Here is an 18,632-nt window from a genome sequence, read left to right as displayed (position 1 = left end):
CCAAAGCCAGCCCCCTTCCCGGCTCTCATCTTGAATCAGATCACGCCGCCAAGGGGAATCCCTAACGATTCAGTTCGTGCAGAAAACGCTCTAGGACATACCGAATAATCAGCCGCGTGGCCGGTAGATCTTCCGTGCCTGAAAAACTCGACCAGTAGCTATAGGAGAGACCTGTCGGCGGATCGAAGGTCAGAACCGTGCCTCGATCCTCGTAGGTCTTACCCTGATAATCCCCCCGAAACGTCATCGGCGAGTCGATCAGCCAATCCGTGGTCAGCTTAGTACCGAAGAAATAGCGCTCGATCTGCGATGGAGAGGTCAGGGCATCCCAAACCACAGTATGGGGCGCTTTAATCAGAATGGTGGCAGATCTTTCATGCATCGCGCTATCCTCAAACACGGAATGAAAAAATTAGGTTCAAAGTCGAACGATGGCTTGTAAAAACCCGACAGAAGCTTCCCCCTCTTTGGATCGCGCCATTCTCTCCTTTCCTGCGGGTATTAAAACCGGGAGAATTTTACCGTCAGACGAGTTGTCTCCGGTGGTTGAACATTTTTGGTGGGTCCAATGGGATACCGAAGAAGAGCAAACGTCTGAAGTCCTGTCGTACCCATCAATTCACGTCGTGTTCGAGAAGCAGGAAGCGACAGTCGTAGGAATCGTTCGGAAGAAATTCATTCGACGCTTACATGGATGTGGCGAAGTTTTCGGTATCAAATTCCGCCCTGCCATGTTTCGACAATTTGATAGCACTCCCGCTCATAAAATCACGGACAGAACATTTCCCCTGGATAACTCTGTCTGGGATCGTGAGGTCATAGGAAAAATACTCAACAGTCCATCGATGACTGAAAAAGCATATCATGCAGAAATGGCTCTCCACGTCCCGGCACAAGCGACCGATCCTCAAGCTATTCATATCCGCGATCTTGTCGAACATATTCGGCACAACCCGGAAATACGCTCCGTCTCTGATCTCACTATGAGATCAGGACTGACGGAACGCTCTCTACAACGGCTTTTCCGCAACTATCTGGGCGTCCCACCCAAATGGGTGATACGGCGATTTCGGCTCCAAGAAGCCTCCGAATGTCTGGCAAAGGGCGAAGGCACCATAGCCTCTGTAGCGGCAGAATTGGGCTACTTCGATCAAGCCCATTTTGCACGTGACTTTAAGTCCGTTGTCGGTCTCGCGCCCCGGCATTTTCTGGACAAGTTACAAGCGACACGGTGACGAAGGGTCGGGAGGCAAATCCGATTCGTGCCCTTTCCGGGCCGCCAGCGCCACACCCCGCGCGTTTCGAAACTACGCGGGAATTCTCTGCCGAATGATTCCTATATGATTCCAGTTGTGGGTGTAGAAACGCAAAAGGCCGCCCGATGGGCGGCCTAAGCGTTTGTTTTTAAACGAAATTCATGGTTGCGGGGGCACGCAAGTGCCGATACCCACATTCACTTCAGGCGGCAATATAATTATGTAATATCAGCAGGTTAGAACATTAAATCAAGGCAGATGCTCAACTTAGCTCTACTGAATCGTTACCATCAGGTCGGAGGAACGGCCGCTCACAGGACTACACATCCTCTCTATATGGATCACACATCCAGAGCGAAATATCGTTGCACACATGCAGCACGTGCTCGACATCAATGCGATCCTCACATTCAGGATAGAACACGAGGCAAGGATAATCTTTCACGCGGCGGACTCACAGTCCTAGCAAACCCACATAATAAGCATAACGGGGAGATCTCGCACTCGGATATCTGCAAAAGAGCATGCCGCGTGCGTGCAAGTTTTCCTTCATGGCCGACCTGTAACGGAAGCGGGATGGGCATCCTTACCTTCCTGCGAAACCTATACTTTCCCACTTTCAACAACACTAAGGTTTTTCTGTTCTCAACTCAAAGTCGAGGGACTATCTGTTACGCCAGTATTCTTCGTCGTATCTTTATCTGGAACTGCCCCGCACTTCCCGTTGAATTGACAATGGCCTTTGCGTCGTTAGAAGCGCGTTACACGCTTTTCAGACGATCAAGACGCAAACGTCCACGTGCATCGGTCAGCCGCAAGGTTAGCAGGCTTGCCGCCACCGTTGCGCCGATCATGTTTCCACTGACGATCAAGCTCATGAGGACGATCTGATAGCGCGCGGCGTCAATAGGATTCATGCCGGCCAGTACCTGCCCGGTCATGATCCCGGGTAAAGTGATGATACCTGCCGCCGCCATCTGGTTGAACGTTGGAAGCAACGCCGTACGGATCGCCTGCCGCATCACGCCCCTCATGGCCCCGAACCGGCTCGCACCCAGGCTAATACGTGCTTCGACGGCCCGACGATCGCGGGACACGTCGGAGAGCAGTGCATTCATACTGAGGCTCGTCGCATTCATCACATTTCCGAGCAACAGACCTACCATCGGAATGGCGCTCCGGGCCTGATACCATGGGTGAGGGTGAAGCACCGTCAACAATCCCGTAAGAACCGCAACCGTGGTCCCGGTAAATGTCGCCATAGTACCGATGGCGAAATGCCATACCGTCGGCAATCGTATCGTTTGCCGCGCGCCGGCTTCATAGGCTGCCGCGGCGAACATGCATGCCACGACCAATACCGTCAGCCACACAGACGAGCGGGTGAATACGAACAGGAGCACGTTGCCGACCAGCAGAAGCTGTATAGCCATTCGGACGGCTGACGTCAGGAGGTTCCGCGCCACCCCAAGCGAAGCCCATACCGATAATCCGACGCCGCACCCCACAAGCACAGCCGCGACGATCAGCGCGCCATTCGTCATCAGGCTAGGCGTCGTCATATCATGTCCTCGCAGATGCGCCCCCCTTCCAAAACCCGAAAGCGGCGATCCGCCATACGCCTGACCTGATCCTCGTCATGCGTCACGAGAACGATCATCGTGCCAGCCTTTCTGATGCGCGAGAGCAGTTCTTCGACCCGTGCTGTTATGACCGCGTCCAACGCGGAACACGGCTCGTCAAGCAACAACACGTCGGGCTGCAACAGAAGACCGCGCACCAGAGCCATACGCTGGCGCTCTCCCGTGGAAAGACGATGCACACTCATGCCCAACATGTCTTCCGACAATCCGACCGCGTGCAGAAGCGGCTCTGCCTCAGCCCGGTTCGCAAAATGGTCGCCCACATTGTCGGACCACCATCCGGATTCCGCCGGGAAGTACATAACCTGTCGGCGCCATTGGGCAGCGGCTATTTCATTCTGCAAATAGCCGCGAAATGCGACCACACCTTCATGAGGGTCCAGATCGGCGATCATGCGTAACAGACGCGATTTGCCGGCGCCAGAACGCCCGGTCACGGCGATGCATTCACCCGGCCCCATCACGCAATCAAATGGGCCGACCAGACTATTTTTCAGCCCTCTGATTTCCAGACCGACTTCCATCACTGCCGCTCCTCAACGTAAAAAAACAAGCATGCTCCATGCCACCATCCCCTCATCACAACACACGGGATGGAATCACAGGCAACAGTTTAGCGCGAAGGGGTCTTTCGAACCCTCCGATTATAACCGAGGCTCCCCCCTCTGTCGGGTCGAACATCCCGCTCACAAAAGCCCCTATGGTCGCAGGACAAGAGAGTTCTTCAATCCTCCCAACTGGTCGAACAGGAGCGCCGCAATCAGGACGGCAAGCAGCAAGGCGGCCAGCAGGCCGAACGAAACGGGCGCGGTCAGCACGCCGAAGCCAGCCATCAGACCGGCGATCAGGATATTGCCGATCGTCGCCATCATCACCGGGCCACTGGGCGGGAGCGACCAGAAATGCCCTGGCGTGCGCGTCAACCAGATCGTCACCTGCGCCGTATACATGAGATAGACGAACATCAGCGTCTGGATTTGCGGGACCGGAAGATGCAAAGGGTGAAGCGCCAGCCAGAGGACCGTAAAGCCCAGGATCAGCCACCCGGCGGCCAATGCCGCCCCGCGACGCGAAATCTGACCGATATCCCATTGCTCCGGCGCGGGCGAAACCCAGGCGCGGTCCGTCGCCAGGGTGAGTGTGACGATGTCATTCAGCACGGTAATGACGACGATCATTGTTAGCGGCACGACGAAAAAACCGGTGGCGATATAGCCGAAGGTCAGCAGGGCCGCGAGTTCGACGGTCCGCGCGACCTTGGTGATCGTCCATGTCAGCATCCGCCGGAACACGCGCCGCCCGCCGGACACGACCGAGACGATCCCTTCCAACCCTGGACGGGTCAGCACGATCCCCGCCGCCGCCTTCGCGACGTCGGATGCGTCCTGCACCGCGATGCCGACCTCTGCCTGTTTGAGCGCCGGCGCATCGTTCACCCCGTCGCCGGTCATGCCGACAATTCGACCGGTCTGTTGCAGCGTCTTGACGAGACGGAACTTCTCCTCCGGATAGAAATTGGCAAATCCGTCGAAATCCAGGGAGTTATCGAGATCGCGGCTGGCGTCTCCGAAGCGCGTCCCCAGGCCAACCTGCTTCGCCACGACCTCCGCCGTCGCGCGCGTGTCACCCGTGACCATGAGAATCCGAATCCCGAGCGCCTCGATCTTTGCCACGAGCGACGCGGCATCCGGCCGCAGAGGGTCCGCGAGCGCGATAAGGCCCCGGATTCTCGGGCGATCCGCCGCTCCGGCCGCAACGGCGAGAAGTCGCGCACCGGAGACCGCCAGTTCCTCAACCTTCGCGGTGAAATCAGGCGGCGTATCGGCGAGCATCCCGAGCACCGCCGGCGAACCGAGAACGACCCGGACCGGATCGCCCTCATGGGCCGGACGAAGCATGGCCTCCGACCGCTTGGCCGCCGGATCAAACGGAATGAATGTCTCCCGCGTGAACGGCGTCAGGGCGTGCTTTCGCGCGAGACCGAGGATCAGGCCATCGACCACGCCTTGCGTGGACTCGTCGCACGCGGCGGCCGCGAAGGCGAGAACCCCGTCTTCTGTCTCCCCCGCCAGCGGAACGACGGCCGCGATCGTCTGGCGGTTCAGCGTCAGCGTGCCGGTTTTGTCCACGCACAGCACGTCCAGCGATGCCGCCTCCTGGACTGAAGACAGACCGGTCACCAGAACCCCCTCTTTCGCCAGGTTGCGCGCCTCCACGGCATTGGCGGCCGTGAAGGCCGCCGGCATCGTGATCGGCACCGTCGCGGTCAGCAGCACAAGGAAGAAGGGGATCAACGGCAGAAGGGTCTCTCCCCGCCAGAGCGCGACCGCGACCAGCAGCACGGCCAATGCGGAATCGATGCTCACAAGATGTCGCACCACAGCGAACAGCAATCGTTCGAGGTGGCTGGCGGCTCCCGCCGTCCTGACCAGTTCCGCCGTGCGGCCGAAATAGCTCCGCGCGCCGGTCTGCGTGACGGTCGCTTCCGCTCTGCCACGTCGAATCGTCGAGCCGGAATAGAGCGTCTCGCCAATGTCGCGAGAGACGGCGGCGGACTCACCCGTCAAGGCCGACTGGTCCGCCTCGACCGCACCTGCCGCGACCGTACAGTCGGCGGGGACCAGATCGCCCGCCGCGAGGCCCACCCGGTCACCAGGCACGAGGTCTCGCGCTGCGATCCGACGCCAGATTCCGCCGCGCACAACCCGCGCCTCCACATGGAGCTGGCCACGCAACAGATCGAGTGCCGCATGCGCGCGCCGTTCCTGCATGCTGCCGACAAGGGCGCTGAAGACGAGCCACCCGCCGATGATCGCCGGTTCGACGGTCTTGCCCAGAGCGGCCTCAAGACAAAGCGCCGCTTCAAGAAGCCAGGGGATCGGCCCCCACAACCGCCTGAAAAACGCATGGAGCGCGCCAGGTGGCGGCTTGACGATTTCGTTAGGCCCAAACGCGACAAGACGTTCTTGTGCCGCTGCTTCGGTCAGCCCGCCCGAGGCGCAAACCGGAGGAGCCGGAGTCGTCGAACCGCTCATCGCGTCACACCTGCACATGTCCGGGCAAGGCCGGGATTTTCCGACATGAAGGCCCTCTCATTTCCATCGAAGCCGTGGTGCATCCCCGGTCGCTGCCGGCACGGTGCAGCCGCCGACAGTCCATTCATGTCGAACACAAGAAAATCGCTCATCGCCCATCCTGCCCTTTCTTTCCCGCAAGCGGACCGTCCGTTCTCATCGACCGGTCACAGGCCGGAGGGCGTAGTCTTGATCGACGGTGATAGCGCCACCCCGAAGACGCGTTGATACAGATCTGCGGCTTCACGTGTCGCACTCGGTTCCCCGGGCTCGAGCCGGAAATCACGATCTGCCCCCTTCCGGCCGGGCGCCCTCAAGAACAGGATCTGATCCCGACGCAAAAGAAAGCCTCTATGGGCAAACGTATATTGGTGAGTAACAAAGAACACGCGCACCCCGGATGCCATGAGAGCATCCATGACATCGAAAGAAATCGCACTTCCCTCCATCTCGTTCGTCGAAGAAAACGACTCGTTGAACAGCACGACGCTATCGTCGCGAACGTACGTCAGCAGATCATCCAGCCGTCGCAGTTCCTCATCGAATTTTCCGCTTTGAAGCGTGCGATCCTCTTCCCTCTTGAAGTGCGTGAACACGCCTCCCACCATTGCGGTCGTGAGATGCCCCGCGCCGACGAATAATCCACATCGGGCCATCAGCAGCGATAATCCGATACTCCGCAGACAGGTCGATTTTCCGCCCTGGTTCGCTCCGGTGATGATCGTACCCTTGCGACTGCCGGTCATCGGCACATTATTGCCCGTGACCGGCTGATCAGACGCCAACGCCAGGGCAATGTCGTATAAATCCTGCGCATCAAAGGAACGACATCCGGACGCTTCGATGTCCGGGAAACAGAGAGGGAGCTGACGCGCGCAGAGCCTTCGCCGCACATTGAGCGCCCCGACGTAAAAGGCCAATTCATCCCGCAGGTTCGTGAGAAACGACAGGACATGATCCTTGCCCTGCTGCATGGACGACGCGGCTCCCCCAAGCGCGCGTTCTCGCAGATCGTTCAGCGCGCGCGCTCCGTTATCATCTCTCGGGTCCAGCCTGTAACTGTTCGGAGGAAGCCACTGCCCGATCAGTTTCTTTAGCCACCGAAATCGCGCGCCCGGAAAACCCCTGAGGCGATAGTCGACACCTTTATTGCCGTCCCCCAGTCGAGCACTCAAAAGCATTTCCGGCACGCGAAACACCCGACTGTATTCGAGCAGGTCCGCGAAGAGACTGTCATCCAGTTCTTCGTCCAATATCTCGAACAGACGACGCACTGCCGTCGACGTCGCCAGTGTCTTCTGCTTGTTCGCAATCACTTTCAGCTTCTGCAAGGGACCGGACAGGACTTCGAGCGAAAGCACCGCGTCGAAAATAACGCCGGAGACGCTCCTATTGCGCATGTGCAAGTAACTCTTATGCTCGGCAGAAAGTGTTTCCTTGAGAAACGCATAGAGATTTCGGCAGAAATCTTCCTTCTCCATGAGTTCCCGCATGACGCTCTGACGATACAGGATAACCGCAACGTCATCCGTCCCGGCCAGCAGCACATGCGGCACGATCTTCGCGATCACCGCATCGCCTCGTGCCATGGCTTCAAAGACAACGTTCAAACGCAGATCGTTGATCAACGCGGCGGACTGTGGCGGCAGAGCTGCCGTCAAATCAAGATCGCGATCAGGAAACAGGAGGTGAGCTTTCATAAGCCCGTCTCCCGAGGGCGGACCTGTGACGCCAGACGTCGCCGAATATCGTCACCCGTGACGTTGTATTTACGCGCCAGGGCCATGGCATAAACCCTTCCATCGGGCCGGGCGCGGACGATCCGATAGGTTCGGACGTCTTCATGCCCTTTCTCGACGTCGCTCACCATCGGTACTATGTGATCCGAAAGGGTCGCGAGTGTCTCAAGGAACGTCACGCAAACGCAGATCAGTCCCCGCTCCAGAAACGTATTCAACACGATCGCGCAGAGGGCGATGGCATCGTTCATGGTCGTGGAACTGAAGCTCTCGTTCATGATGACCAGACTGCGCGACGTCGCATCGGTGATGATCTTATGGATTCTGACGAGTTCATCTTCGAGTTTGCTTCGCAGATCGTGGGCGTTTTCCTCGCGTTCGAAATGCGTGAAAATATGATCGACGTGAAACAGATGCGCGTCCTGACCGGGAACGGGACCACCCAGCTTCGCCAGATAATGCAGTTGACCGATCATACGGGCGAAAGTCGTCTTTCCACCCTGGTTGGGGCCTGTCACGAGAAGCACGCGTTCCGGCCCCTGAAGGTGGAATTCATTCGAAACGACCGGACCAGCCTTCTTTTTGGCGCGTTCAAGAGCCAGAGCGATGTCGAACGCATCCGTAACCCGTTCCTCCTGGGAGCTTTCGGATAGCAATGGGTAACAGAATGACAGGCCGGATGTTTTCAGACGGGCAATGAGGTCGAGCCACGCCATGACAAAGCGAAATTCATAGTCCAGACGCCGGACAGTCTCAGACTCATAGTCTCCGAACTCCCGGCAGTACTGATCCAGTTTCCCAAAAATCTCCGGATTGAGGGTCGCGACAAAATCCAGTACCTTCCCCTCGACATTTGTAAAAATGACGTCCTCTTCATAACCGAAAGTGAGCGGCTGAAGGTCGCCTTGGCGAAAACGCGCAAAAGTCGCCTCAATGCGACGGCCGTAATCCGGACCGTCATCGGACGGGAGAACGGTGAAAACGCCCTCGCCGACCCGAACCATGTATGAAACGCGGTTCAACGCCTCCACGATCTCGTCGCCTTCGCGCACAAGACGTTGATGCCGCGTGGATGCCAGTGTCGTCGCAAGCCAATCGATCAGACTTTTCATTGCCGGCGATGACGGCTCCGCCTTTGTCAACGTGCCATGAAGAGTCGCCAGGGTCGCCGCATATGCCCTCGCCGCATCGAGGTTCCAACGTCGGGAGGCCCAGATATTCCCACTCCGTCGCGCATTGTCGGCAAGGGTGCGGCTCCGGCGTAGCGCGAGCATGAACTCCCGGCCGCACGCCGCGATATCGCCACGCTCCAGATCCTGAAACATCTTCTGCCGATAGACTACCGTCTCGATCTCGTGTGGCGGGTTACAGAAGACAGAAACCAGATCCGGGTCGACGCCGACCGCCGTCGCCATGACCTGGTCGAGACAGAGGTCGTGGAAACAATCCGGCACGGCGGAGGGCAGCACACCCTTCCGTTGGTCTTCGTCCAGCCAGAGAAGGCTCATGAAGGTCATCGACTGGCCTCGTCTCTTCCTGTCAGCGCGTCTGGCGAAGCTGCCTCGTGCTCCGTCGCGCACCACGCATCCGCAAGACCGATCCATTGGTCCAGGCCGGCACGAGCCGCTCTTTGCTCGGCTTGCGTCATGGCGTCGCGCCGAGCGGCGTCCTGCTTCAAGGCGAAGCGGTTCATGTCGTCAGCCCGGCGTTCCAGATCATCCGCCTGTCGTCGGAGTAGCGCGCGCCGGATTTCCGGCCTCTGAACGCGGGCCAGAAGCAGTTCGAAATGAACACCGCACAGCCCCGCGGCTTTCGGCACGGCCAGCCGATCCTGCTCCATGGCGCGCGCCAGTGCGTCAAGACAGTCTCCAGCCGCCCTGGCCGCTACCGCGCAAGCCGGGCAGACGGTCTTTTCATGCGTCGCGCCGAAGGCGTCGTGTTCGGCCCGTTCGCGCAGACGTGCCGCTTCGGCCTGTAGCAAGGGGGCATAGGCCGTGCATATCTCGCGCGGCGCCGCCAGTTGTCCGAAGGCCCGCGCATGCACCGGGCACAATCCACCCCCGCGAAGAAAATCCTGACGATCTTTCTCTCGGGCGCGAAGCCGACTTTGCAGAACCGTCAGGTCGCGAAAAACAGCCTGCTCCGCAGCTACACAGGCCGCGCAGGGCGGAATCGGCGCATTCGTTTTCTCGTCTGCGGCGCCGGTCGTCTCCGGCTCCCGGTCCCCCGCTCCGATCTCCTGACGAATGACGGCAATGCGATCCAGCAACGCTCCTTCACTCTCGGGCGCATCCTGCCGGACCGCTTCGGTCACGCGATCGCACATGCTCCGGAGGAAACGTCCGCGCCGTTCGCGCAGAAGAAACAGGGTCAGGGCCTCTTCCAGCGCGGGCACGCCGGACCGTTCCAGGGCAGCATCGTCGCCGGAAGCTCGCGCAGTCAGGGCATTCTGCGCGCTGAGCGGAATAACGTCATGGACTGCCGTGCATCCCAGCCGGTCCAGCGCCTCTCTCAACGCGCGCTCCTTGCGGGACATCTCTTCGGGCGAGACCAGATCGACCTTGTTCAGCACCGGAAACAACGGCTTGCCGACACGGGCCACGTCGAGCAGGATGTCCCGCTCTTCGGGGTCCAACGGCGCATCGCAACTGGAGACGAAAACGAAAAGGTCGATCTCGTCGAGAAAAGCCCGCGTCGTTTCCGTATTCGCCCGCACAATGGAGCCGAGACCGGGCGTGTCGATAAAACGGAAGCCCGACCGCAGGATCGTCGCGGGGATCAGGATTTCCGCCTCCTCGATCCGTCGCCGGTTTCCCGGATTGCCGTGTTCGGTCACATAATCGGGTAGGCGCGAAAGCGGGATATCCTCGATCAGCGAGGTGCCGCGAAAATGCGCGACGACCTTTTCCTCGCTCCCGTAGGCGATGCTGGTGATAACCGACGTCAGAGGTTCGACGCCCATGGGCAGGCGGGCACCACCGATCATCGCATTGAGAAGCGTGGACTTCCCCCGGCTGTAGCGTCCGACGACCGCCACGTTGAAACGATCCATCGCCAGGCGCTCGAACAACTGGCGATTCCGCAAGGCGGTTTCCGCGCGCCACGGCAGCGCCCGCACGATATCGGCCAGCCTATACTTGGCATTCTGGTAGGAGTGCAGGTTCACGGAAGGGGGCTTCTCTTGCGTGCGGGAGAAAGTGACTGGATCAAACGCGCGGGACGGCAAATGGCGAGACGAATTCAGCTTCCACGCCGAGTTCGTGTTCGATTTCCAGAAGCCGGTTATATTTCGCGATCCGCTCGCTCCGGCACAACGAACCGGTCTTGATCTGCCCGCCCCCCATCGCGACCGCGAAATCGGCGAGAAAGGAGTCTTCCGTTTCGCCGGAGCGGTGGGAAATGACATAGGCCCAGCCCGCATGGCGCGCCGCCTCGATCGCCGCGACGGTCTCGGTGACGGTGCCGATCTGGTTCAGCTTGATCAGCACCGCGTTGGCCGTTTTTTCGCGAATACCGCGCTTGATGAAAGCGGGGTTGGTGACGAAAATATCATCGCCCACGATCTGAAGACGATCTCCAAGCCGGGATGTCTGCTTCGCGAAACCCGCCCAGTCGTCTTCGGCCAATCCGTCTTCAAGGGAGATGATCGGGTAGCGAGCGATCCAGTCGGCATACAGCTCGTTCATCTCGTGTGCGCTGCGCGTTACCGACGTTCCATGCGATTGCAGGCGATAGGACCCGTCCCGACCAAAGGAGGATGCCGCCGGGTCCAGGGCGATGGCGATGTCGGCGCCCGGCCGATAACCCGCCTTCTCGATCGCATCGACGATCAGGCTGCAAGCCGTCTCGTTATCCGGAAGGTCCGGCGCGAATCCGCCCTCGTCACCCACCGAGGTCACGTAGCCACGCGCGTGCAATAGCGCACGAAGAGCATGAAATGTTTCACTGCCATAGCGCAGGGCTTCCCCGAATGTCGGGGCGCCATGCGGGACGATCATGAATTCCTGAAAATCCAGCGCGTTGGCGGCATGCAGGCCACCGTTCAGGACGTTCATCATGGGCACCGGCAGCCGACGCGCGCCGCTGCCGCCAAGGCTGGCATAGAGCGGCAGGCCCGCCGCGACTGCGGCGCCACGCGCAATGGCCATCGACACGCCGAGGATCGCGTTCGCGCCAAGCCGTGCCTTGTTTTCGGTGCCGTCCAGATCCAGCATGAGCCGATCGAGCGCCGCCTGCCGCCGCACGTCCTGCCCGATCAGCGCGGGCGCGATGATGTCGCGCACATTGGCAACAGCCCGGCGAACGCCCTTGCCTCCATATCGCGGGCGCTCCGGAAGCGCGTCCCCGGACGCGTCACTCCCGTCACGCAACTCAAGCGCCTCGAACCGTCCCGTGGACGCACCGGACGGCACGGATGCCACAGCCGTTCGCCCTCCTTCCAGTTCAAGGAGCACGCGCACGGTCGGGTTGCCACGGGAATCAAGAATTTCCAGGGCGTCGACCTTGCGAATCTGGAAATCGGCATTGGAGACCATCGGCGTATCCTTCCCATCGTTCTATCGCGGAAGGATACAAATCTCCTGCCGCGACAATGAATGTCACTTCGGCAGGAGTCATCAGCCCTGAGGGCGGTTACGGGAGGAACTCCATCTCCCTTACCCGTGGACGCTAACGCGCGCTGTCATTTCGGTCAAGCGTGTCTCACACCGGATCATCCATCGACGATCGCGCTACCCCGTGACGTGATGGGGAGTTTCAGGGAGTGATCGGCCGTTCATCCCTGGCTTGTCAAATGACTGATGACCCGTGCCGCCTCTTCGATCTTCGCTTTTGCGTCATCCGCCAGCCTGGAATCAGAAGCCAGCACCTCTATGGCTTTCGCCATGGCGAATATTGTCTGTTCCGGGGAGAATTCATATTCGATGATTTGGAGGCGAGCCCAGAGTATTGCCTCTTTGTCCAGATTATCGTGATTCATGTCTTCCTTTCCGTCGATCTCATGGGTTCACTGTCATCTTGAAGCGGGGTGCTCCTGCCGGTTCGGCTGCCTGTGGTGTCGTGATCCGGATCGACGTTCGTCATCGCATTTCCCTGGCTGGCTTGACAATCTTCATACGGTGTTGAGACTATCAACGAAGGCAATGGACTCTGCCTGGCCGCCGTGGCCGAACCGCCCCCAGGGCTGATGACTCCTACCTCGCCACACTGTGGCAAATGAGGGAGGAGTGCGTCCAGAGTCATGCGCCATTTTCATAGATCCCGCGATGATCGAGAGCATCGGTTCTTCTTGCTCCGCGACCATATGCTCACGCGCCTGTCATGACGGTTGTTTCGATAGCAACCGCCATAGTGCTGGTCACATTCCTGATGCATGCATCGTCAGGCGGCCAACATTCAGGTCGTGGCGTTCTCGGTCGCTCATCCGGGAAAGTCCGATACGTCCGGTTGTCAGGCCGTCTGTTATGCCTGGGTCTCATGATATGTCCGTTTCGTACGCAAGCGCAGGTCGTCGCAGAAGCGTTCGGCCCGCTGTACCCACAGAAAACGCCTTCGCCGCTATTCGACGCTCAGGCAGCAGGATTTCCTGCCAAGGTTCGGGCCACAAGCCAATCGGCTCGCTGCCTGACGTCGCCATCCGCACCCTCGCATCAGGGGGACTGGGGTATTTTCAACCGGGGCGATGGTTCGGCCGCTGGTTTTGGTCCGGTCAAAATGTATGGCACGGAACCATGGGCCGAAGACTGGAGTGCCTTGCGCGACCCTTGCAACCGAAAAGACCCTCTGGATGCACTCAAATATATCGCCCTGAACGACAGCGGGTCGGTCTGGCTCGGTTTCTCCGGCGAAACGCGCCTGCGCAACTGGTTCGACTCACGGCCGGACCTCGGTGCCTATCGCAACAACGATTCAGGCCGTTTCACCGTTCGCAATCTCTATGGTGCCGACCTTCATCTCGGATCGCATGTCCGCCTGTTTGGCCAGATCGTCAACGGGGATGCTGCGGGATGGGATGGTTTCGGATACGGCCCCACCTACCGGAAGGGGATCGACCTGCAACAGGCTTTCGTGGAGTTCACAGGGCGCGCATGGGGCGCGCAGAACGGCTTTATCTTCGGACGACAGGAATTCCTCGACGCCCCCGCCTACATGCTGTCGAACAGGCAGACCCCCAATCTTCCCATTTCCTGGGACGGTTTCCGTGCCTATTCAATCTGGCCCCGAATCCGCGTCGACGCCTTCGATTTCGTGCAGACCAATGATACCCATGCGGGTCCGCAGGATTTCAAGGATACCGAAAATTACGCCAATCGACTGTACGGGGTAGACGTCACTCTGGCCCCCCCGGACTTCAAGGCATTTGGCGGGAAAGGTTGGTCGTTCCTCGATCTGTTCTACATCGGCTATAAACTCTCGGGACACCCGGCTGCGATCAGCACGATTACGGCAACAGCCGCCGGTTCGACCACGCGCAATAACTTTGGCGTACGCTGGCACGGGATGGCAGGTCCGGTCGAATTCTCGTTTGGCGGACTCTATCAGGGCGGACTGTTCCGCTATGCCAATTCGGCGCAAACAAGGAATGTCAACGCGTTCGCGATCAACACGAGCCTCGCGTATCATTTTCGCCGCATATCCTGGAAGCCCTCGCTCGGCGTGCAAACCGATGTCTATTCGGGGGGCGGAGCCAATAGCAGGACAGGCTCGGTAGGTACCTATATCGAACCATTCGGACCGAACACGAACTATATCGACACAACCACCTACCTGACCGGCTCCAACCTGGTCGGAGTAGCGCCTTTTCTCGATTTCTCTCCACTGCCAAAGCTGACGCTCGCGCTGAAATATCCATTTTACTGGCGGGAAAGCACGAACGATGCTGTCTATTCCTATTTCCTGTCAGGCCGATACGCGTTTTCTGATCCTCTGCGGGGCGGCTTCATCGGCATGGCGCCGCAGGCGTCCATGACACTGCAAATCGGTCGTCATCTGACATGGACCCAGTATGTCGCACGCTTCATGACGTCCCGCGCCATTGATCATGCCGGTGGATCAAGCAGCACGTACTACCAATCCAATCTCATTTTCCGCTTCTGAATGAAAGGTATCAGCAATGACGACGGTCTGGATGGTTCGCCATGGGGAAACGGCCTGGAGCCTGTCGGGGCAACATACCGGGCGCACCGATATTGCGTTGACCGAGCGGGGGCGGCGGCAGGCAAAAGCCCTGGCTCCATTACTGTCACGGCAGGTGTTCACACAGGTCTTGTGCAGCCCGCTCGCCCGCGCTCGGGAAACCTGTTCTCTGGCGGGGTTCGGGGCACGGGCGATTGTAGAGCCCGATCTGGCGGAGTGGGATTATGGCATTTATGAAGGCAAGGCCACGGCTGAAATCCGTCATAAGGAAAAAGGATGGTCCCTGTGGACCGCTGACGTCGCCGGGGGAGAAAATCTCGACGATCTCCAACAGCGTTCCGCACGCCTTGTGCGGCAACTGCTCACACATGACGGCACGGTGCTGCTGTTTGCCCACGCCCACATCCTGCGTTGCATTGCAGGCGTCTGGATCGACAATCGTGCTGCGTTGGGTGAGCATTTTTATCTGGAGACGGCTTCGATCTCCGTTCTGGGCATCCGCGACGATGTCAGGATTATTAAGAAATTCAATGTGACGATTTATGATCGGTGAGCATCGCTGCGAGCAATCATCCATGCGGTCAGGGGATGCGCCGCTGACATCAACACAAGCGATATTGCAAGACAGGAAACCGATTTAGAGATTGACCTTCACCGCCGAATACGCTGTAGATTCAGCAAGGCAATGGATTCTGCCTGATGGCCTGATGGCGATCGAACCGCTTCCGCGACGGAGGCTGATGATTCCTACCCGACGAAGTTTACGGAGGGGGGAGTCTGTCCAATCTGGTCTTCCCTTCCGTGTGGTTTCACCATCGACCAGCAGGGGAGAATGACGTCATGCGGCTTCTGGTTGTGCTCGATCGGCCTGACACGGCCGCCTTCACACTCAAGACGGCAGGTGCTCTCGGCGCGCGTCTGCGTGCCGATAAGATCCGGATTCTCCACCCCCGCCCCGCCGATAATCCCGCTTTCCAGACACCGGATGAAGGGATGCCCACCGGCGAAGAGCGGCAGCGTTTTGCGCAGGACGTCGCAGAACGGGCCGACAAGCTGCGCACGCTGGCGTCGGCATGGATCGGCCCGATTGCCGCTGGCGTCCGCCATCAACCCGACAAGGAATGGGTCGAGATCGCGGGAGATGTCCGCAAGATCGCGGCGCAGGAAGCCCTAAACGCGGATTTTGTCGTTCATGGCCGCCCTCGCGCGGGAGATCCCGGTTATGTCGCGGATGCCTTTGCCGGCATCCTTTATGACGCGGAAGCGACATTGGTTGTCGCTCCGCTACAGGATTACGACACTGTCGGACGCCGACCCGTCATCGGATGGCATCCCTCCCGTGCCCTCGACCATGCGATCTCCGCGGCCATGCCGCTCCTGGAGACGGCGGAAAAAGTCACCTTTGTCATCGGTGAACATGACGGTGGCGAAACCGGATTGCCTGATTTCACACATACACTTGCCGATCGGGGCGTAAAGATCGCCGTCGATCGCTTCCAGATCGAAAGCGGGAGTGACGTCGGCGAGCAGATCCGCGCGCACGCCCTGGCGGCCGAGAGCGACCTGCTGATCATGGGGGCCTACACCCGGCCCCATTTCCTTGAATGGCTATTCGGAGGACCGACGCAGGATGTTTTCGCACACGCGACCCTGCCGATCCTGACACATCATTGAGACCCGCTGACGGATTTCCTGAAACACAAAAACACAGGCCGAGGAATACGAGTTCATGGAGTTTTCTTTTCCAACTCCGCTATGGATAGCAGCAGCGGGGGCGATCGGAACGTTGCTGCGCTATTACGTCGGCGTGCTGACGCTGACATGGAGCCACCGGCTGCCTTGGGGGACGATCCTTATCAATCTCACCGGCTCCTTCGCCATCGCTTTTTTCAGCGCCCTGACGGTAGCCGGGGCACGGTTTCCTGCCACGAACGAGACGCGTCTGATTTTCATGGCAGGGCTCTGCGGCGGATATACGACGTTTTCCGCGTTCAGCCTCCAGACCATCGACCTTGTCCGTGACGGCGCGATCGGGCGCGCGCTTCTGAACGTCGCGCTTTCACTGGTTCTGTGCCTTGGCGCAACCGCTGTCGGCTATATCTCCGCCGAGGCGCTCAATCAGCATGTTTCTCATACGCTCGCGACGACGCCCCCTCGTATCATGCCGGATAGGCGGACATGAGGGCTTACCCTCGACCATACGCCGCGATCACTGCACGAGACCCAATTTCAGACCGACATAGGCCAGCGCACCACCTCCAAGGAATAGCGCCGTACCCCATATAATCCGCGATCCGTGGAAAGCCCTGGCAAGGGCCACGCCGAGGAGAGCCAGCATTGTGAGTGTAGCGATGAGTCCCAGCCACGGCGGCCCAGGCAGAATCATTGCCAGAAGCAGCGGGGCGACCGAGCCGGCCAGACCGCATATGGCAGCGAGTGCTGCCCCCAGCGCCGAATTGACGAGCGCCTTGCGGCCCAGCGCAGTCGCCGCCAAATGGCTGCCTCCACGCAGATTAAGTTCCCTTTCGATCCCCACGAGCGCCGTCCGTTCCTGCGCGTAATGCGCCACGAAAAAGACGAATAGCGTGGTGAGCGCCGCCGCTGCCCCGACGCGCAAGGCAAGCGTGAACGTAATGGCATGACCGGCCTTGAGAAAACTTCCGGACGCCAGCGTCAAGGCGTTCAGGATTCCGTCGACCATGCCCGCAACGATATCGAGCCTGTTCTCGGGGTCGCGAAGCCATCGTGAAAATGTCCGCGACATCAGCGGCGCCTGGGCACGCTCTCGATAATCCTGTCGCCGGCGGCAAGGTGATCAAGACTATGGACCACGGCGCCTGTCTTTTCGATCGCCTCGACCACGCCTTCATAATCCATGTTTTCGCCCTCGATGGTAACGTCCGTCCCAATCGTCTCGGTGTCGATGTCCGTCACGGTGATGCTACAGGCGGCCACACCGGCGGAGGACTGTATCGCTGTCGCCACGGCAACCAATGTCGGTCCATGGATCGAAAGATCGACGTCCAGGAGAATTCGGCGCACGTTCAGGTGTTCGGCCATGATGTGTCTCCGTGCCAGTCCCGACCCTTCAGATCACTGGAAAATGCAGGCGTGTATGAACGCTCTCGTTGATCCGCTCGACAGTCCACGCCGCATGACGGGACGTAAAAATGCTCACACCGCACGGGTCTGAATTGAACGTCCAGTAAGCACGCAGCGGCAGACCGAGGATTGCCAGGATCAGCGTCCGAATGACACTGTCGTGCGTCACGACGACGGCCGTGCCGTTCTCGGCACCGGAAAGAGCCACGTTTACGGCCGCCACTGCGCGTCCGGCAACCGCTTCAAGCGTATCGCCATTGGGAATACGCGCAAGATCGGGCGTTCTCATCCAAGTGCTGTACTCATCAGGAAAGGCAGAGGCGATGTCCGCATGGGATCGCCCCTGCCAGTCGCCATAATTGAAGTCCGTCAAACCGTCGAAAGGCGTAAATACATCGCCATGATATTCAGCAATGGCCTTCGCGGTGTCGCTACAACGTGACAAGGGACTGGTCGCAATGACCTTCACATGTGAGGTCGAAGACAGATACCGCGCGGTCGAGATCGCCTGTTCCCTGCCTCGATCGGTCAAGGCGAGCGTCTGCGTTCCGCGAAAGCTCGGCGGCTGGATGCCCGGGACTTCCCCATGCCGGACCAGGATCAGGCGAGAGGCACCACGGGGCAACAGAACGGGTGGGAAAGAAAGGTTCGACATCAGGACATACCTCCGGCGTGCGCTGTTGC

17 protein-coding genes and 3 riboswitches are annotated in these 18,632 nt (G+C 59.4%); of the genes, 5 read left to right on the top strand and 12 right to left on the bottom strand.

Annotated elements, in window-relative coordinates:
* Nucleotides 1–61 precede the first annotated feature (61 nt).
* Nucleotides 62–382, bottom strand: coding sequence for an SRPBCC domain-containing protein (locus tag EDC31_RS12880; RefSeq protein ID WP_052511570.1), 321 nt, complete (start codon nt 380–382; stop codon nt 62–64).
* 49 nt (nt 383–431) lie between these two features.
* Here EDC31_RS12880 and EDC31_RS12875 point away from each other — a divergent pair, with 49 nt between their 5' ends.
* A complete protein-coding gene (locus EDC31_RS12875; RefSeq protein ID WP_081797393.1) occupies nt 432–1,235 on the top strand; it encodes a helix-turn-helix domain-containing protein in 804 nt (267 codons plus the stop codon).
* A gap of 782 nt (nt 1,236–2,017) precedes the next feature.
* On the opposite strand, the gene EDC31_RS12870 is transcribed toward EDC31_RS12875, so the two are convergent.
* The 8 genes from EDC31_RS12870 to EDC31_RS12835 all read right to left on the bottom strand — a co-directional run bounded on the left by EDC31_RS12870 (nt 2,018) and on the right by EDC31_RS12835 (nt 12,690).
* The gene (locus EDC31_RS12870) at nt 2,018–2,818 is read right to left on the bottom strand and encodes an ABC transporter permease (protein ID WP_042055852.1); all 801 of its coding nucleotides are present in this window, start codon (nt 2,816–2,818) and stop codon (nt 2,018–2,020) included.
* On the bottom strand, nt 2,815–3,423 hold the full coding sequence (locus tag EDC31_RS12865; protein ID WP_042055850.1) for an ABC transporter ATP-binding protein: 609 nt from the start codon (nt 3,421–3,423) through the stop codon (nt 2,815–2,817). Before EDC31_RS12865 ends, EDC31_RS12870 begins: the two co-directional genes overlap by 4 nt.
* A 174-nt stretch (nt 3,424–3,597) precedes the next feature.
* Nucleotides 3,598–5,934 carry an HAD-IC family P-type ATPase gene (locus EDC31_RS12860; protein ID WP_042055848.1) on the bottom strand — a complete coding sequence of 779 codons (2,337 nt, stop codon included), beginning with the start codon at nt 5,932–5,934 and terminating at the stop codon, nt 3,598–3,600.
* 206 nt (nt 5,935–6,140) lie between these two features.
* Nucleotides 6,141–7,673: a MutS-related protein gene (locus tag EDC31_RS12855; RefSeq protein WP_042055843.1), complete on the bottom strand. Its 1,533-nt coding sequence runs from the start codon at nt 7,671–7,673 to the stop codon at nt 6,141–6,143.
* Complete coding sequence (locus EDC31_RS12850) at nt 7,670–9,181, bottom strand: MutS-related protein (RefSeq protein ID WP_239641523.1); 1,512 nt, start codon at nt 9,179–9,181, stop codon at nt 7,670–7,672. The genes EDC31_RS12855 and EDC31_RS12850 overlap by 4 nt, the downstream gene beginning before the upstream one ends.
* A 44-nt stretch (nt 9,182–9,225) precedes the next feature.
* Entirely contained in the window at nt 9,226–10,878 is a 1,653-nt protein-coding gene (locus tag EDC31_RS12845; RefSeq protein ID WP_052511568.1) for a dynamin family protein, read from the bottom strand.
* Nucleotides 10,879–10,918: 40 nt separating this feature from the next.
* Complete coding sequence (gene eno / locus EDC31_RS12840) at nt 10,919–12,247, bottom strand: phosphopyruvate hydratase (RefSeq protein ID WP_042055839.1); 1,329 nt, start codon at nt 12,245–12,247, stop codon at nt 10,919–10,921.
* 65 nt (nt 12,248–12,312) lie between these two features.
* Nucleotides 12,313–12,375, bottom strand: a riboswitch (Fluoride riboswitch).
* Nucleotides 12,376–12,486: 111 nt separating this feature from the next.
* Nucleotides 12,487–12,690, bottom strand: a complete 204-nt coding sequence (locus EDC31_RS12835) for a hypothetical protein (protein ID WP_042055837.1) — start codon at nt 12,688–12,690, stop codon at nt 12,487–12,489.
* Nucleotides 12,691–12,840: 150 nt separating this feature from the next.
* Nucleotides 12,841–12,914, top strand: a riboswitch (Fluoride riboswitch).
* A 117-nt stretch (nt 12,915–13,031) separates the two neighbouring features.
* Here EDC31_RS12835 and EDC31_RS12830 point away from each other — a divergent pair.
* The 4 genes from EDC31_RS12830 (at nt 13,032) to crcB (ending at nt 17,028) form a co-directional block, all read left to right on the top strand.
* A complete protein-coding gene (locus EDC31_RS12830; RefSeq protein WP_042055835.1) occupies nt 13,032–14,807 on the top strand; it encodes an alginate export family protein in 1,776 nt (591 codons plus the stop codon).
* Nucleotides 14,808–14,823: 16 nt separating this feature from the next.
* A complete protein-coding gene (locus EDC31_RS12825) occupies nt 14,824–15,399 on the top strand; it encodes a histidine phosphatase family protein (RefSeq protein WP_042055832.1) in 576 nt (191 codons plus the stop codon).
* 119 nt (nt 15,400–15,518) lie between these two features.
* Nucleotides 15,519–15,603, top strand: a riboswitch (Fluoride riboswitch).
* 83 nt (nt 15,604–15,686) lie between these two features.
* The gene (locus tag EDC31_RS12820) at nt 15,687–16,520 is read left to right on the top strand and encodes a universal stress protein (protein ID WP_042055829.1); all 834 of its coding nucleotides are present in this window, start codon (nt 15,687–15,689) and stop codon (nt 16,518–16,520) included.
* Between the two features lie 55 nt (nt 16,521–16,575).
* Nucleotides 16,576–17,028 (top strand): fluoride efflux transporter CrcB, encoded by a 453-nt coding sequence (gene crcB, locus EDC31_RS12815; RefSeq protein WP_042055827.1) that lies wholly within the window; start codon nt 16,576–16,578, stop codon nt 17,026–17,028.
* 27 nt (nt 17,029–17,055) lie between these two features.
* Here crcB and EDC31_RS12810 read toward each other — a convergent pair whose 3' ends face one another.
* From EDC31_RS12810 to EDC31_RS12800, 3 genes are read right to left on the bottom strand one after another with little or no spacing between them, the layout of a single operon-like run.
* Nucleotides 17,056–17,610, bottom strand: a complete 555-nt coding sequence (locus EDC31_RS12810) for a hypothetical protein (RefSeq protein ID WP_042055825.1) — start codon at nt 17,608–17,610, stop codon at nt 17,056–17,058.
* Nucleotides 17,610–17,906, bottom strand: a complete 297-nt coding sequence (locus EDC31_RS12805) for a DUF211 domain-containing protein (RefSeq protein WP_042055820.1) — start codon at nt 17,904–17,906, stop codon at nt 17,610–17,612. The genes EDC31_RS12810 and EDC31_RS12805 overlap by 1 nt, the downstream gene beginning before the upstream one ends.
* A gap of 28 nt (nt 17,907–17,934) precedes the next feature.
* Nucleotides 17,935–18,603, bottom strand: coding sequence for a histidine phosphatase family protein (locus EDC31_RS12800; protein WP_042055858.1), 669 nt, complete (start codon nt 18,601–18,603; stop codon nt 17,935–17,937).
* Nucleotides 18,604–18,632 lie beyond the last annotated feature (29 nt).

The organism is Acidomonas methanolica (assembly GCF_004346035.1).
Classification (GTDB): domain Bacteria; phylum Pseudomonadota; class Alphaproteobacteria; order Acetobacterales; family Acetobacteraceae; genus Acidomonas; species Acidomonas methanolica.
The sequence above is the reverse complement of the archived record's forward strand: the minus strand, read 5'-3'. Positions and strand labels throughout refer to the sequence as shown.

What these genes read in the sequence shown, in the direction of transcription:
- EDC31_RS12880 (WP_052511570.1), bottom strand. Translation starts at nt 382, where the DNA reads ATGCATGAAAGATCTGCCACCATTCTGATTAAAGCGCCCCATACTGTG.
- EDC31_RS12875 (WP_081797393.1), top strand. Translation starts at nt 432, where the DNA reads ATGGCTTGTAAAAACCCGACAGAAGCTTCCCCCTCTTTGGATCGCGCC.
- EDC31_RS12870 (WP_042055852.1), bottom strand. Translation starts at nt 2,818, where the DNA reads ATGACGACGCCTAGCCTGATGACGAATGGCGCGCTGATCGTCGCGGCT.
- EDC31_RS12865 (WP_042055850.1), bottom strand. Translation starts at nt 3,423, where the DNA reads ATGGAAGTCGGTCTGGAAATCAGAGGGCTGAAAAATAGTCTGGTCGGC.
- EDC31_RS12860 (WP_042055848.1), bottom strand. Translation starts at nt 5,934, where the DNA reads ATGAGCGGTTCGACGACTCCGGCTCCTCCGGTTTGCGCCTCGGGCGGG.
- EDC31_RS12855 (WP_042055843.1), bottom strand. Translation starts at nt 7,673, where the DNA reads ATGAAAGCTCACCTCCTGTTTCCTGATCGCGATCTTGATTTGACGGCA.
- eno (WP_042055839.1), bottom strand. Translation starts at nt 12,247, where the DNA reads ATGGTCTCCAATGCCGATTTCCAGATTCGCAAGGTCGACGCCCTGGAA.
- EDC31_RS12835 (WP_042055837.1), bottom strand. Translation starts at nt 12,690, where the DNA reads ATGAATCACGATAATCTGGACAAAGAGGCAATACTCTGGGCTCGCCTC.
- EDC31_RS12830 (WP_042055835.1), top strand. Translation starts at nt 13,032, where the DNA reads ATGACGGTTGTTTCGATAGCAACCGCCATAGTGCTGGTCACATTCCTG.
- EDC31_RS12825 (WP_042055832.1), top strand. Translation starts at nt 14,824, where the DNA reads ATGACGACGGTCTGGATGGTTCGCCATGGGGAAACGGCCTGGAGCCTG.
- EDC31_RS12820 (WP_042055829.1), top strand. Translation starts at nt 15,687, where the DNA reads ATGCGGCTTCTGGTTGTGCTCGATCGGCCTGACACGGCCGCCTTCACA.
- crcB (WP_042055827.1), top strand. Translation starts at nt 16,576, where the DNA reads ATGGAGTTTTCTTTTCCAACTCCGCTATGGATAGCAGCAGCGGGGGCG.
- EDC31_RS12810 (WP_042055825.1), bottom strand. Translation starts at nt 17,610, where the DNA reads ATGTCGCGGACATTTTCACGATGGCTTCGCGACCCCGAGAACAGGCTC.
- EDC31_RS12805 (WP_042055820.1), bottom strand. Translation starts at nt 17,906, where the DNA reads ATGGCCGAACACCTGAACGTGCGCCGAATTCTCCTGGACGTCGATCTT.
- EDC31_RS12800 (WP_042055858.1), bottom strand. Translation starts at nt 18,603, where the DNA reads ATGTCGAACCTTTCTTTCCCACCCGTTCTGTTGCCCCGTGGTGCCTCT.